Source organism: Arthrobacter sp. 210 2 (genome assembly GCF_059093025.1).
On the sequence record NZ_JBNHIE010000009.1, the window covers coordinates 112,407 to 126,500 of the forward strand.

At 64.7% G+C, this 14,094-nt stretch carries 13 protein-coding genes; 5 read left to right on the forward strand and 8 right to left on the reverse strand.

Annotated elements, in window-relative coordinates:
- Positions 1–6: 6 nt before the first annotated feature.
- Entirely contained in the window at positions 7–873 is an 867-nt protein-coding gene (locus AC5RWA_RS16550) for a ribokinase (RefSeq protein WP_494058365.1), read from the reverse strand.
- 142 nt (positions 874–1,015) lie between these two features.
- Here AC5RWA_RS16550 and AC5RWA_RS16555 point away from each other — a divergent pair, with 142 nt between their 5' ends.
- Positions 1,016–2,455 carry an MFS transporter gene (locus AC5RWA_RS16555; RefSeq protein ID WP_494058366.1) on the forward strand — a complete coding sequence of 480 codons (1,440 nt, stop codon included), beginning with the start codon at positions 1,016–1,018 and terminating at the stop codon, positions 2,453–2,455.
- A 25-nt stretch (positions 2,456–2,480) separates the two neighbouring features.
- Positions 2,481–3,500 (forward strand): nucleoside hydrolase, encoded by a 1,020-nt coding sequence (locus AC5RWA_RS16560; RefSeq protein ID WP_494058367.1) that lies wholly within the window; start codon positions 2,481–2,483, stop codon positions 3,498–3,500.
- Positions 3,501–3,594: 94 nt separating this feature from the next.
- Here the strand turns inward: AC5RWA_RS16560 and AC5RWA_RS16565 are convergent, their stop codons facing one another.
- The 4 genes from AC5RWA_RS16565 to AC5RWA_RS16580 form a co-directional block, all read right to left on the reverse strand.
- Positions 3,595–4,761, reverse strand: a complete 1,167-nt coding sequence (locus AC5RWA_RS16565; protein ID WP_494058368.1) for an MFS transporter — start codon at positions 4,759–4,761, stop codon at positions 3,595–3,597.
- A 101-nt stretch (positions 4,762–4,862) separates the two neighbouring features.
- Positions 4,863–6,560, reverse strand: a complete 1,698-nt coding sequence (locus tag AC5RWA_RS16570) for an amidohydrolase (protein WP_494058369.1) — start codon at positions 6,558–6,560, stop codon at positions 4,863–4,865.
- A gap of 171 nt (positions 6,561–6,731) precedes the next feature.
- Positions 6,732–7,505 carry an alpha/beta fold hydrolase gene (locus tag AC5RWA_RS16575; RefSeq protein WP_494058370.1) on the reverse strand — a complete coding sequence of 258 codons (774 nt, stop codon included), beginning with the start codon at positions 7,503–7,505 and terminating at the stop codon, positions 6,732–6,734.
- Between the two features lie 93 nt (positions 7,506–7,598).
- Positions 7,599–8,324 carry a hemerythrin domain-containing protein gene (locus AC5RWA_RS16580; protein ID WP_494058371.1) on the reverse strand — a complete coding sequence of 242 codons (726 nt, stop codon included), beginning with the start codon at positions 8,322–8,324 and terminating at the stop codon, positions 7,599–7,601.
- A gap of 172 nt (positions 8,325–8,496) precedes the next feature.
- Here AC5RWA_RS16580 and AC5RWA_RS16585 point away from each other — a divergent pair, with 172 nt between their 5' ends.
- Positions 8,497–9,768, forward strand: a complete 1,272-nt coding sequence (locus AC5RWA_RS16585) for a S8 family peptidase (protein WP_494058372.1) — start codon at positions 8,497–8,499, stop codon at positions 9,766–9,768.
- Here AC5RWA_RS16585 and AC5RWA_RS16590 read toward each other — a convergent pair.
- The 3 genes from AC5RWA_RS16590 to AC5RWA_RS16600 form a co-directional block, all read right to left on the reverse strand.
- A complete protein-coding gene (locus AC5RWA_RS16590) occupies positions 9,765–10,547 on the reverse strand; it encodes a GntR family transcriptional regulator (protein ID WP_494058373.1) in 783 nt (260 codons plus the stop codon). The genes AC5RWA_RS16585 and AC5RWA_RS16590 overlap by 4 nt on opposite strands.
- Positions 10,548–10,614: 67 nt before the next feature.
- Positions 10,615–11,589, reverse strand: a complete 975-nt coding sequence (locus AC5RWA_RS16595) for a HoxN/HupN/NixA family nickel/cobalt transporter (RefSeq protein ID WP_494058374.1) — start codon at positions 11,587–11,589, stop codon at positions 10,615–10,617.
- Between the two features lie 120 nt (positions 11,590–11,709).
- On the reverse strand, positions 11,710–12,219 hold the full coding sequence (locus AC5RWA_RS16600; protein WP_494058375.1) for a cupin domain-containing protein: 510 nt from the start codon (positions 12,217–12,219) through the stop codon (positions 11,710–11,712).
- An 89-nt stretch (positions 12,220–12,308) separates the two neighbouring features.
- On the opposite strand from AC5RWA_RS16600, the gene AC5RWA_RS16605 reads away from it, so the two are divergent.
- Positions 12,309–12,917 carry a TetR/AcrR family transcriptional regulator gene (locus AC5RWA_RS16605; RefSeq protein ID WP_494058376.1) on the forward strand — a complete coding sequence of 203 codons (609 nt, stop codon included), beginning with the start codon at positions 12,309–12,311 and terminating at the stop codon, positions 12,915–12,917.
- Positions 12,918–13,093: 176 nt separating this feature from the next.
- Positions 13,094–14,020, forward strand: a complete 927-nt coding sequence (locus AC5RWA_RS16610) for an SRPBCC family protein (RefSeq protein ID WP_494058437.1) — start codon at positions 13,094–13,096, stop codon at positions 14,018–14,020.
- The last annotated feature ends 74 nt before the right edge of the window (positions 14,021–14,094 follow it).

The following is a 14,094-nucleotide window of genomic DNA, read 5'->3' on the forward strand; positions in this document are numbered from 1 at the left end:
CCACACTCACCGTGCGCCCGAAGCGGCGTCGGTCCGCTCGACGTAGTAACCCAGCCGTGCCAAGTCCGGCTGCGACGACGGATCCCCTACGGCGTCACCACCGACAGCATTAGCCACCGCCAGCGCCCGGCCGTAGTCCTGCCCTTGCCGCAGTGCGAGAACCAGGGCGGCGCAGAACGCATCGCCCGCGCCCACGGTGTTCACCACCGTCACCGCAGCTGAGGGTGCCTCGGCCACCTTGCGGCCGTGCTCGAACATGGCCGAACCGTCCCCGCCGTACGTCACCGCCACCAGCTTCGCCTCCGCGAGGGCGGGGATCAGGGCGTACTCGCTCTCGTTGACGATCACCAGGTCGCAGCGCTCAAGCAGCTCCGCCGGCAGGTCCATGGCCGGCGCAGCGTTCAGCACGAAATACCCTGCGTGCTTTCGGGCGGCCTCCACCACAACCGGCAGGCCCACCTCCAGCTGGCACAGCACCGTCTCCTCCGGGGCGAACTCCACGCCATCGAGGGAAAGGTGAGAGTTGGCGCCCGGGCACACCACAATCTGGTTCTCGCCGTCGCGGTCCACCACAATCAGCGCCGTCCCGGTCGGCTCCGGCAGCACGGCCACGTCCGCGGTGTCCACCCCAGCACCAGCCAAGGCAAAGAGCATCCGCCGCCCCTGCGCATCGCTGCCCACGGCGCCGACCATCCGGGCGCTCCCGCCCAACCGCGCCGCTGCAGCGGCCTGGTTGGCGCCCTTGCCTCCGGGCTGCTCGGAAAGCACAGCGCCGCCGATGGTCTCGCCCGCAGTAGGGAGACGTTCGGCCGTCGCGATCAGGTCCAGGTTGATGCTGCCGACAACGGTGACGGCAGGAGTTCGATTGCTCATGGGAAGTCCTAACGGGGGCGGGGCCGGAAGCGGCCGGATTGAGAAATAGTGTAGCCCATGGTTGTACTTGTGCGTCATACATGGTTGTATAACAACTCACATCCCAAAGGCAGAACAGGCCTGCAGAACAAAGGAGTTTGATGTGAACACCCCAACCCCGGCGGCCGCCGCGCCCTCCGCGGAAGCCGCCTCCGCCGTCGTACTTCCCCAAGAAACCAAATTCGCCGGCCGCCGCGCCGCGCTGCTCATCTCCACCCTGCTGCTGGGCGTCCTGTCCTTCCAGCTCAACGCCAGCATGGTCACCCCTGCACTGCCGCAGATCGCCGCCGAGTTCGGCCAGGGTGCGGACAGCGCCGCCCCTGTCCAGTCCATGTTCTTCCTGGCCGGCGCCATCGCCGGGCCCGTGATCGGCCGGTGGAGCGACTTCATCGGCCGCCGCGCCGCGCTGCTCCTGGTCCTCGGGATCATGGGCGCCGGCACCATCCTCTGCATCATCGCCCCCACTCTGCCGCTGCTGGTTACCGGCCGGTTCCTGCAGGGCGTCTCCAGCGCCGTCTTCGCGCTCGCCTACATCGTGCTCAGCGAAAACCTGCACGCCAAGGTCTTCGGCACCTCCGTGGGCATCATCGCCGCCATCAACGGGGGAGTGGGCGGTGTGGACGGCTACGTGGGCGGGCTCATGGCCGAGACCCTCGGCTTCCGGTCCATCTTCGTCGTCGTGCTGGTCCTCACCGCCGTCGCCGCCGCCTGCATCATCAAAATCGTCCCGGCAGGACGGCCGCAAGGCGTGCGCGGCACCATGGACTGGTGGGGCGCCGGGTCCCTCTCGCTGTTCCTGGTGTTCACCACCTACTTTGTCTCGGGCGGCTCAGCCGCAGGCTGGACCGCACCCGGCACGCTGGCGCTGCTGGCCGGCACCATCGCGTCCTTCGCCGCCTTCTGGATGATCGAGAAGCGCCGCAGCCACCCGCTGATCGCCGTCCACCACCTGCGCTCCCGCCAGGTGTGGCCCGTCATCGCCACCACCGTCCTCACCCTGGCCGGCATCTTCGCCATCATCAACTTCACCGTGGTGCTGCTCAGCCAGGACCCCGACGGCGGCTTCGGGCTTACCGCCTCCATCTCGGCGCTGCTGTTCCTTACCCCCGCCGCTTTGATTGGCGTCTTCGCCGCACCTTTGGCGGGATGGCTGGCCGACCGCCGCGGCTGGATCAAGACCCTCCGGTTCGGCACCGGGCTCAGCCTTGCCTGTGCCATCGCCGCCGCCACCTTCTCGGACAACCAGACGGCGGTGCTGATCGCTGTCGCGGCCCTGGGCATCTTCTACAACGGCTTCTTCCTCACCGCCATCAACGGGCTCTCGGTGCTCCTCTCACCCAAGGAAGCCCCGGCTGCCCTGCCCGGCATCAACGGTGCCTCCTTCGGCATCGGGGCGAGCCTCGGCGTCGTCCTCGTGGCGCCGTTCGCCGCGCAGGCCACCGCCGCCGGGTACGCCACCGCCCTCTGGATCTCGGTGGCCATCACCGCCGCCGCGTTCATCGTCAGCCTCTTCGTCGCCGCCCCCAAGGGCGAGACCGTCTAACCCCTTTTACTGTAGGAGAACCACCATGACCACGCCCTCCCCGTTCTACCTGGACTGCGACACCGGCATCGACGATGCCCTCGCCCTGGCCTACCTGCTGGCCTCTCCCTTTGCTGATGTGGTCGGGATCGGGACTGTCAGCGGCAACGTCAGTGCCGCCGCCGGCGCCCGCAACACCCTGGACCTGCTGGCGCTTGCCGGCTCCGATGATGTGCCGGTGGCCCTTGGTGCGCACGACCCCCTCTTTGGCTCGTTCGGTGGCGGGGCGCCGTGGGTGCACGGCGAGAACGGGATCGGCGAGGTAACGCTTCCGACGGCGGCTGCTTCCGTTGCTTCCGAGTCCGCGGCGGAGATGCTGGTCCGGCTGGCCCGTTTGTATCCTGGTTCTCTGAAGGTGCTGGCGATCGGGCCGCTGACGAACATCGCCGAGGCACTACGGCTGGAACCTGCCCTGCCGTCCTTGGTGGAGTCGGTCACGGTGATGGGCGGGGCAGCCCTGGCACCCGGGAATATCACCCCGGTGGCCGAGGCCAATATCTTCAACGACCCCGAGGCCGCCGCCCTGGTGCTGGCCGCCGACTGGGATGTGACCCTGGTGCCGTTGGACGTGACCATGGTGTCCGTCCTTGAGGAGCCGCACCGGCAGTCGCTGCTGGCGTCCTCTTCGCCCGTGGCACAGGCGCTGGGGGAGATGCTGGGCTATTACTTCCGGTTCTACGAGGACATCTACGGCCGGCCCTGCTCTGCCATGCACGATCCGCTGGCGGCGGCGCTCGCTGTTGGTGCTGTTCAGGCCGCTGTTGCGCCCGTGGTGCGTGCCGCCGTCGACACCTCCAACGGGCCCGGCCGCGGCCAGACCATCTGCGACCTCCGGGGGCTGTACGCGGGCTACCCTCCAGTGGCGGGGGCGCGCTGCCGCGTGGTGCTTTCGATCGAGGAGGACTTCGCGCCGCACCTGGTGGAAACGCTGCTTGGCTACTTCTCGGTGGTTGAGCCCGTCGAAACCACGACGGCGGCACTCGCCCCAGCGGGGTCGGTCGCCTGACGCAGTGACCGGTTGTTGACCCTGACACAAACGCCCGGCGGGACTTTCCCGCCGGGCGTTTGCTGCAACCGTTGAGGCGTGGGCCGCAGTGCCGCTAGCGGCGCTGTGCGACCAGCACGAAGGCGCACGATGCCAGCACGCCCGTGAGGGCGAAGATGAGCATCCCGGTGAACGATCCTCCGCCGGACTGGATCAGGGCGCCGCTGACAATCGGGCCGATGGAGAAGCCGGTGCCGATCATCAGGTTGGTGGTGTTCATGAGGTGTCCACCGCTGGAAAGGGAGGACAGCGTGGACAGCAGGTACGGCAGGATAAAGGTCCAGGCGAACTTGAAGATCACGGCGGCGATGGCGAAGCGGATCAATGCCGGTGCGCCGAAGAGCAGCGCGATGCTGAGAGCCATGCCTGCGTAGCCGGCCACCAGGTAGAGCTTTCGGCGGGGCGTCTCACCGAGGGCAGTTGCAACGAGGGCGGACAGGATCCCGGCAACAGTTGCCACGGAAAGGACAAGGCTGGTGGCGGAAAGATCGATCCCGGAACCGGCCGGAATCTGGGCGATGAATGACCAGACTCCACTGAGCGCGACGTAGAAGAGCAGTACAGCGGCCAGGCCTGCGGCAGCTTTGAGGACCGGAACGCGTTCAGGTGCCCCTGCCCGGGCGGAAACGGGGGTTGCGGTCCGCAGGGCTTCCCCGTCGATGCGGTTGACCACCAGGAGGCACAGCACGGCGAGTCCGGCAAGGGTCCAGTAGATCGCTGCAACTCCGGCTGACGCGAACAGTGCGGGGAAGACCGCCAAGATCAGGGCACCCATGGCCAACTGGAAAACGACGAATATTCCGAACGCGCGGCTGGGGTTGGAGGTCTTGCCGCTCAGCGTCAGGATGATAACGGTGATGGAACCGGCCGCCAGGCTGGTCACCACCCGGGCGATCATCAGGAGGCCGAAGTCGTCCAGGAATCCCGAGACCACGTTGCCGGCAATGACCACGGCCGTGAAGATGTAGCTCGCAGTTCTCAGGTTCATGCGGCGGAGCCACAGGTAGGCCGGAACCGTTGCCAGGCTGAAGGCCCCCAGCTCCAACGAAAAGAGCGTTCCCACCTGGACGGGGGTCAGGGCGAATTGCTCAATGAGTTTGCCCGCGATGACGGGAGCAATCAGCAGGACGGTATAGAGGACGGCACTAAAGACAGCGATGTACGTGTAGGTGCCCTTGTCCGAGGCGACGCTTGCCGGGGCGGTTTGTGCTGTGGTTGTCATGTCATGTCTTTCGGGCAGGACGAAGCGGCGTAGGCCGCCGTCGGCGGAAAAATGGTGATGGTGGGTGCGGGCCTTGTGGGTCCCGCGCGAATCGGCGCCTGTCAGGCGTGCAGCGTTGCGCTTCCCCTCGGACCGCTGGCGGCGTCTGCCGAAGCCTCGGCGTCGAAGACCTTGCGTCCCGCGAACCAGGTCTGGCGGGTTGTGATGTGCGGGATTTTCTCCCGGTCGATCTCATGCGGGTTGTCGCTCAGGACGATGAAATCTGCGGATTTTCCCGGTGCCAGAGAGCCGGTGACGTCGTCCAGGCCCATGGCCTGGGCAGAGCTGGTGGTGTAGATGCTGATGGCTTCTGCCAGGGTGATGGCCTGTTCGGGCCAGAGGGTGCCGGGGAACTGTCCCGTCGGGTCCTTCCGGGTGACGAGGCCGTAGATTCCTTCCCAGGCGTTGGGTGAAACGCTGACCGGCCAGTCCGAACCTCCTGCGATGCGGGCGCCCGCGTCCAGCAGGGAGCGGTTGGGCTGCATTTTCGACGCCCTTTCCGCTGGGAGGACTGTGGCGATTGCGTCCGGGATGACGCCGGGGAACCACAGCGCGGGTGAGATGTCGGCGGTGACGTCCAGTTGGGTGAACCGGGGAATGTCCTGTTCATGGACGAACTGGCCGTGGGCGATGTGGTACTTCGGCTCTTTGTAGCCCGCTGCACGGACCTTGGCGACAGTGTCGAGGACGAGCCGGACCGAAAAATCACCGGTGCAATGGATTTTCGCGGAAATTCCACGTTCAGCCGTGCTCATGAGCCAGTGCTCAAGTTCCGCAGCAGGCATGGTGGTGCCCCCGCAGTGGCACTCCGGGAAGCCGACGCCGGACAGGTACGGTTCGATGAACGCTGCCGTTCCGGCGGGCGGCACGCCGTCGAGGAAGATTTTGATGAAGTCCGGCCGGTGGTGTTCGGACCGTGACTCGTCGCGGTGGGCGATGATGCCCTCACCCAGTGGAGTGGTGCCGAAGATAAAGTCATTCGCCTGCATGGAGGTGACCACCCATGCGAGCAGTCCGCCGGAGTCGTCGAGCGCTTTCAGTGCCTGCAGCAGCTGGAGGGATGCCGCGGCGTCCTGGAATCCGGTGATGCCGTAGGAGTGCAGGATTTCGATTCCCCGCGCTGCGGCCCGGCCCAGGTCCTGCGTGGAAAGGGGCTGAAGCCGCGCCACGGTCTGCTCCACCAGGACGCCTCCGGCCTCGATGAGGACACCGGTGGCGCGCCCCGAGGCGTCCCTCATGATCTGGCCGCCCTCAGGATCGGGCGTGCCGTCGTCGATGCCGGCCAGTTCCAGGGCGCGGGAGTTTGCCCACCTGTTGTGTTTGCTGTCGTCTTTGAGGAGGGCAGGCCGCCCGCCGGTTGCCGCATCAAACCGGGCCAGGGCCTCCGAGGAATTAAGCTCGGACAATAGACCCGAACCCCAGCTGCCCCCGACAATCCACTGCTCCGGGGCCAGCTGTTCTGCATACTCACTGACGGCGCTGAGGAGCTCATCCAGCGACTTGGTGGGGGCTTCGTTCAGCTCAAACAGGTCCATTTGCCCGGCGAGCATGTGGTGGTTGTGGACATCCAGCAGTCCTGGCATGACATAGGCGCCGTCGAGGTCGATGGTGGTAGTTCCCGGGCCGGCTGCAGCTTCGGCACGCGGACCGAATGAGTGCACCTTCCCGGCTCTGACGGCGAGCGACGTGACGCGCGGATGTTCCTGGTGCAGTGTGTCGATGACACCGTTGATCAGAAGCAGGTCAACTTGGTTGTTCATATCCTCGGCCCCTCAAGGTGTGGTGGATCACAACACTAGGGCGGAGGGCATCTTGCTGTATTGATTTTCCGTGCACTGCTCTTGGAAATCCCGGCAGGGCAGGGGACGCCGGCTTCGGCGCAAGTACCCGGCCTCCTGTCCGACGTGAGCCCTGCCGAAGCCCGGCCCGCCTCAAGCTGCGGCAGGTTCTTCTGCCCGTTCCCAATGCCGCCGGAGCTCCTCAGCTAGGCGCTCAGGCTCCACCCGGTGCGGCGGATCAAGGTGGTGGCGCCGTGGGAACACCTCCAGGTGGAAATCGGGAAAGAAGACCCTGGCCAGCCGGGCCGCAATATCTCCGTAGGCATCCGGGTGGCTCAGGCCGCCTAGGGCGAAGAACACTGGCCGGCTGAAGGCGGCCAACCGCGGCCTGTCCAGGTCATAGGTACGGAAGGCCTCCAAGAACGCGCGGATCCCCGCCGGCCGTTTGGCCATCCACGAGGGCTGGGGTCCCGGTGGTGGAGGAGGAAGGACGACGCCCGGCCTCACCTGCAGCTGCATGAAGGCCGGCATGAGCTGCTCGGCAGGAAGCGCACGCAGCTGCTCGTATTCTTTTTGGTGTTGCCGGTATCCCGGGCTCCAGTCCCAGGTGCCGGCCCACGCCGGCTCCAGCAGGGCCAGGCTCTGCAGCCGCTCCGGATATTTGGCGGTGAACGCGAGTGCAGCGGCGCCGCCACCGGAATAGCCAACCAGGTGGAACGTGTCCCAGTGGCGGGAGTCTGCCTCGCGCAGGACACCGTCCACTTCCGTGTCCAGGTTCCAGCCTGGAGGTGGACTGTCCTCGGCGTACAGCTCCAGGTCTTTGGCGACGGCGTCCACGCTGGACCCTAGAACCTCCAGCAGCTTGCCGTATGCGGCGTCAGCAGGCAGGACACCGCCCGGAAGCAGGATGACTCGATATGGCGCCATAAAGATACGTTTCCTTGTTGTAGCCCAGAGCGCAGTGAGTGAATACTAGCGATCGTGTATTGCTCCGTCTACCAGTTTGCGTTGCTGTGCGAACTACAGCGTCTCGGGAATCGGCCGCCCCGGGAAGAGCGTGGAATACTGTTTGCGGTACATCCTGCGCCCGATGAGCCGGTAGGCAAGGCGGACCGGCGCCGGGATCTCCTTGAACAGTTCCTTCCTGTCCGCTGGCGGGTTCGTGGCCAGCACCATCCCGAGGTAGCCGACGAGGAACTTGTTGCTGACCTGGCTGCTCCCGTGTTCCGCGGCTGCCTTCAGTTCCTCCTGGGTCATCACCCGGTCCACGGCGGGCATCACCTCGGTGACCTCCCGCCGCAGATGTTCGTTGAGGACGGAGGACAGGTCCTCGTACCGCCGAGCAAGGTCCTCTCCGGTCTCCGCGTCCGCCGTTTCCATCCAGCGCAGGCGGATGGGCTCGATGTCCTCCAGCCGTTGGGTGACCTGGCGGTGCTGCTCAAGCATCTGCGCCACGTGCAGGGCGCACGCCGGTGCCCTTTGGGCCAGTTGCGGGTACATGAGCTCGTCCTCGCCCTCATGGTGGATGTGGAGCAGCTTGTCGAAGTTCCCCAGCACTTCGCCCACATAGGCGGCGCGGGCGGAGTCGCCGGCAGCGGCCGAACGGACCAGGCCGGGCGCCTCGCTGTATGCCCACAGGAAGACGCGGTGGATACGCCTCATGGACGCCGAGCCGGTGCACAAGACGGGCCCTGGCGGCACGGGGGCGGCGGCCTCGCCGGGCCGCATGGTGAAGAAGTCGGTCATTTCAATGGCCCCTTTACGCTCGTCATCGCTGACCAGGACCTCTCCCCGCCAGCATCGTAACGACTGCCCTTGTGCCGCACAATGCCATGCCCCTCCCTCCGGTGGGATTAGGTAGGGGAGTTTGCCGGATACCCCTATCCAGCCGGCGCAGGTTGGGAGCAATATGACCCCCATGAAAAAGATCGTTATGGCTGGCTTCGCAGCGGCAATGTTGGTATTCGGGGCAATCAACTCGGCCGTTGTGGGTAACGCCGCGCCTGATCCGTCCCACGTCCAAGGGCAGATCATGGTTAAGTTTCGGGACAAGGCTGGCGCAACCGGTGCACTGCGCCAGCATGGCCTCAATGAGGGGCCTGCTATCGGGGACACCGGCGCGCACCTCATTAAAGTGCCCGAAGGCAAGGAGCTTCAGCTCGTCCAGGCGTTGAGCCGCAACCCCGTGGTCGAGTACGCCGAGCTGGACCTGGTGGTCACTGCCGCTACCGCTGACCAGTACTTTGGCAGCCAGTACGCCCTGCAAAATACCGGGCAGGGATTCACCAACACCAAGGGCGACATCAAAATAACCGCTGGGACAGTGGACGCCGATGTAGATGCCGTAGAAGCGTGGACCTCCACCAAGGGCAGTGGCATCAAAGTTGCTGTCCTCGACTCCGGTGTGGCAACCGACAACCCTGACATCAACCCGAAAGTTGTTGACAGGGCCAATTTCAGCGGTTCCGCCACACGGGGCAAGGACCAGGTCGCAGAGGACTATTACGGCCACGGCACGCACGTGGCAGGTATTGTTGCCGCTACCGCTGATAACGGTATTGGCGTTGCCGGTGTATGCCCGGGGTGCACGATTTTGGCTGGCAAAGTGCTCAGCGACACTGGGATAGGGTCCACTTCAGCACTTGCAAACGGAATCAACTGGGCGGCCAGCAGGGGCGCGAAGGTGATCAACATAAGCCTTGTAGTAGGGCCCTCAGTAACCCTCGAAACCGCCGTAAACAATGCCTGGAACGCCGGTGTGGTGCTTGTTGCAGCCGCAGGAAACGGCGGCAACGAAAACATCTTCTACCCCGCTGCCTATCCCAACGTCATCGCCGTCGGCGCCACAGACAACAACGACGTTAAAGCACTGTTCTCAACTTACGGAGCCAGCTGGGTGGACGTGGCAGCACCCGGGGTCAACGTTTACTCGACGTTCCCGAACCACAGGTTTGCCCTTGCGAGCACTTACAACCGCTCTCAGGGGTACGACGTTGGCAACGGCACGTCAATGTCTGCACCCATCGTTGCTGCCACCGCCGCACTCGTCTGGAGCATCGATCCTGCTGCAAGCCCGCAGTTGGTGCGAGAAAAGGTCGAATTAACCTCCGAGAAGAAGCCCGGCCAAGAGACCGACTGGAAATATGGCAGGGTCAATGCCTGCGACGCGGTTGGTTGTCCACGACCCTAGGACTGCAGCGACTGCATCACCGATAGGTGGCCGGCCCTGGCGGCGATCAGGCACTTGGCCAGATAGAAGGGCTGGTTGCTGTACCTGACGTACTGGGTGAGCACCAGCACGGGATCGGACGGGCGCAGGTCCAGCAGCTTCGCGCGGCTGGGCCCCACCTGGCTGAGGCTGATCTGGCACTCGCCCGGCCCGGGCAGCCGGCCCAGCTGATTGTTGAGCGCGGCAAGCAAGGTGGCGCCGCCGTCGTCCTTTATGGCCAGGGGCCCGGCGGCATCCTTGCCGAGGCTGACGGGCTGGGCGGAGATGTTTTCCTGCAGGTGGGCGATGGCCTCGCCGTCGCGGATCAGGACCGATTCCCAGAGCCAGCAGTCGGTGCCCGGCTCGACGCCGACGCCGGGGGCGGCGAACTCGGACGCGGGCTGGCGCACCACCTGGATGCGCTTGACTTCGAGCTGCTGGCCGGGGCTGCCGAGGACTTCCTCGAAGGGGCGGATGCGTTCGATGCCGATGCGGGGGAGTGTGTCCGAGACGAAACGTCCGACGCCGCGCCTCGCCCTGATGAGCCCGTCCTCCTCGAGCAGCATGAGGGCTTCGCGGACCACGGTGCGGCTGACTTTCATGTCGGCGCCAAGTTCGGTTTCGGTGGGGATCATGGAGCCGGGCGTGAGGAGGCCGTTGCGGATGGCCTCGGCGATCCGGGAGTACACCGCGACGCGGAGGGGTGAGCCGGGCTGGGCGGCCACCGGCTGGGACAGGAACCGGGCGGCGTCCTGGTGCACGTTATGCCTCGCTTTGTGGGTCTTGGGATTTCCAGCCTACCGGTGTGACGGGTTTGTTGGACAACAGTCAGGCTGCTGCGTCCGGGCGGCGCCTATGTTTGACGTACCAGAGGATCCAGATGACGAGGAAGGCGATAACCAGAGCGTAGCCGCCGCCTTCTGTGATGATCCCCGTGCCTGCCTCAAGGACGTGTGCCCACCCTGAAGCGCCAGCAACGCCAGACGTCAGCTGAAAGGATCCGACGGCGAAGGCGGCACCCACCGCAATTGCCGTTACCACCGTGTTGTAGCTGTTCCTTCTGGCCGGCGGCCACGACGCCGAACTGTAGGCGGCGCTCATGAAGCAGCCGTTGAGGGAATCGAGCAGGACCATGCCGGCAGCGAAAAGAACCGGCAGCAGCACGGCGGCGTAGGGGTTCGCCATCAGCAGGCCTCCCGCCGCAATCACCAGGAAGGCGACCTCAAGGGTGGTGTCCAGGCCCAAGCCAAAGAGCGTGCCCACAACAAACATTCCGCGGGGCCTCTCCACAAGCCGCGATGTTCTCGCCAGCACGAGGCTAATGGGTGTTCTGATTGCTGGTGCTGCTGCTCCGTCCTGGCCGGCACCGCCCTGCGTCAGGCCGCGCTTCCTGAAGGCAGCAATCAGCACATTCAGGTTGGCGAAGCCGATGGCGTAGAGGAGAAGCCCTGCCACAAGGGCGCCGGTCGGCCCAAACACCTGAAGGGCCACCGATTCCCCGCCTGGTGCCGCGACGAAGCTGTGTAATCCCAGCATCATCAGCGCGGACAACACAAAAACCAATGAGCAGTGGCCGAGCGAGAACCAGAAACCGGCGGATGCCGAGGGGCGGCCCTGTGCAACGAGTTTTCGCGTCACCCCGTCGATCGCCGCGATGTGGTCCACGTCGAAGGCGTGGCGCAGTCCGAGCAGGTAGGCCGTGAGTCCGAGCCCTGCCAAGGTGAGTCCTTCACCTGGCACACCGGGCAGTGGGGAGGGAGCGAACAGGATGATGCCGCCCCATCCAACCACGTGCAGAGACATAATGACGGCCGCCTTTCCGGGGAAGGAAAGCTGGCCTGGCACTGCAATTTGTAAAGGCAGCCCACGCCTCGCCTGAAGCCGATGATTCAGCGCCGCCTGCACCAGCATCGCCCGGCTCCTCTACCGGGGCGGGGTGAGGTTGTAGCGGGAAATGATGCCGGGCAGCCAGGGGGCCTCGGCGAACTGGAGGCCGAAGTCAGCGGCCAGCTTTTCGATGAGTTCGGGATCTGGGGGACCGGCTTCGAGGTGGTCGGCGAGGCCCCAGAAAAAGTGTTCAAAACCGGCAGGGCTGATGATCTCGATCATGCGGGCCGGTACTTTGCCGGCATTCCACATGGTGTGCAGCTCATTACGGGGTTTGGTGATGTAGCCGCCTGCGCCCAAAACGGCCTGCCGCTCACCGGACCGGAATCCAATTTCGCCTTCGAGGACTATGGAGTACTCATCCTCGCGTGTGTGGATGTGGGGAGGCACCAAAGCCCCCACGGGGAAGGGGTGCTCCACAATGGAAAGCTGTTCGTGCGTGTCTGCACCGAAGAGTTTAAATACAACGCCGATGGTTCCCAGCGGTGCTTCGCGTCCCTGCCCGGGCTCCACGACAGTCAGCCGTGGAGCCTCAACTTGTTCCATGACGGTTCCTTCCATAGTTGACGGTTCCAGTTTCGATATACACTGGTGTATATCGAATTATCCGCAGGGCAAAGGACAGAGTCAATACTTTGAGTGAACACGAGCGTTCAGCCAAAGGTCGGCAGTATCAGATGCGGAAGCGCGCGGACCAGATGGACGGCACGCGCCAGCGCATTGTCGAGGCGACCTCGCACCTCCATGCCACCGTCGGCCCCGCACGAACCACCATTGCCGGCATCGCCGAGAAGGCGGGAGTGACCCGGCTAACCGTTTACAAGCACTTCCCGGATGAAGTTGACCTCTACAACGCCTGCTCGGCCCATTGGCGGTCCAACCAACAGCTTCCGGACCCGGCGGCATGGTCGAAGGTCAGCGATCCCTACGAACGCCTACGCCTCGGCCTGTCGGATACCTATCGTTTCTATCGGGACGGCGCAGACATGCTCGAGCGGCTCTACCGGGACAAGGACGTCCTGCCGGAAGGCCTGCAGCAGAGTCTCCAGGAACGCGACGGCTACTTCAGGGGCGTGCTTCTAGAGCCGTTTTCCGACCGCCGGGACGACCAGACCCTGCGGGCCCTTATCGGCCACGCTGTCTCTTTCTGGACCTGGCACTCTCTATGCAGCCAAAACGGCCTTGCGGAGGATGCGGCAGTGGAAGCGATGGTAGCGCTCGCAGCGGCGGCTCCCGTGGGATAGCGGCAACCGCTGTTGTACGCGGCAAGGTGGCGCCGCCGTCGTACGGATCTTAGGTACCCCCCAATATCTGCGCAGGGTGTAGACCGCTGCCCGGCCATGGCGTACGTTACCGACATCCCCGCGGCCAGGTGGGTCCGAGGGACAGATGGACTGTTCACGCTCGAGGAGTGCCCGGAATGATCACTTTTGATGGTTCCATCTACATTCATAGGCCGGTGCGCACCGTTTTCGATGTGGTGGGCACGCGCCTTTTTGAGACGCAGCCCATTTGGGAAGACGGCATTATGGCCATCCATCCGCTGACGGAAGGTCCAATCCGAGTGGGCACCAAGGCTGTGATGGAACGGCTGGACTTGGGCGTGTGGCGACGCAGGACAAACTATCAGTGCGTCGCATTCGAACAAGACCGGCTCCTTGTCTTTCATAACGACAGTCCCGGCATCCATGTCGAGTTCCGGCTGTCCGTGGCACCTGCCGGGGAGCAGGGCACGCTGCTTCGGTTCGTGGTGCTGGCCACGTTCTCGGGTGTCATGAGGCTCCTTGAGCCCCTGGCCGCAGTGATGCTCGGACCGGAGCGCCGGAAGACCTTGCGGGATATCAAGGCCTATGTGGAGTCAAACTCAACAGCGGACACGAGGTCCCGGCCCGGCGTAGGCAGTCAGAAGGTCCTTCACCTGGACCCGGAAAGGACAAGGATGAAGGTTTTGGCTTCAGTCTCGCTGGTACAGCTGATTGTTCAGCTCCTGGCGGCTCGCAAGGCCATCCGGGACCGGATCCCTTATGACATCCCCTTTGCCCACGGAGAGCCCCAGAATGTCGAACGCGATATGTGGACCAAAGGCAGCGGGCTGGCGGCTCCCTGGCCTATGTTGGCCGCACATGCGGCGGTGACCACCCTGCTCTTTGCAAGGCCGCGGCCGTGGCTGCGGCGAACGGCCCGAGTCGTGGGCGCCGCATACATCCTTGGCATTCTGTGGGAGCGCGTCGGCCGGGAGTCGTTGCGTCGCCCGGATACCGATGCTACGCCGCTGGTGGCCGCTGGCCTTGCCTTGTCTGTAGCGATGGCCCGGCTCGGTCTGGCTGGACTATCTCAGCGGCGATAAACAGGTGGCAGCCCCTTGGGACTGCACTAATAGGCTCATTGAACTTTCATTGCTTTATTGGAACCTAATAAAGC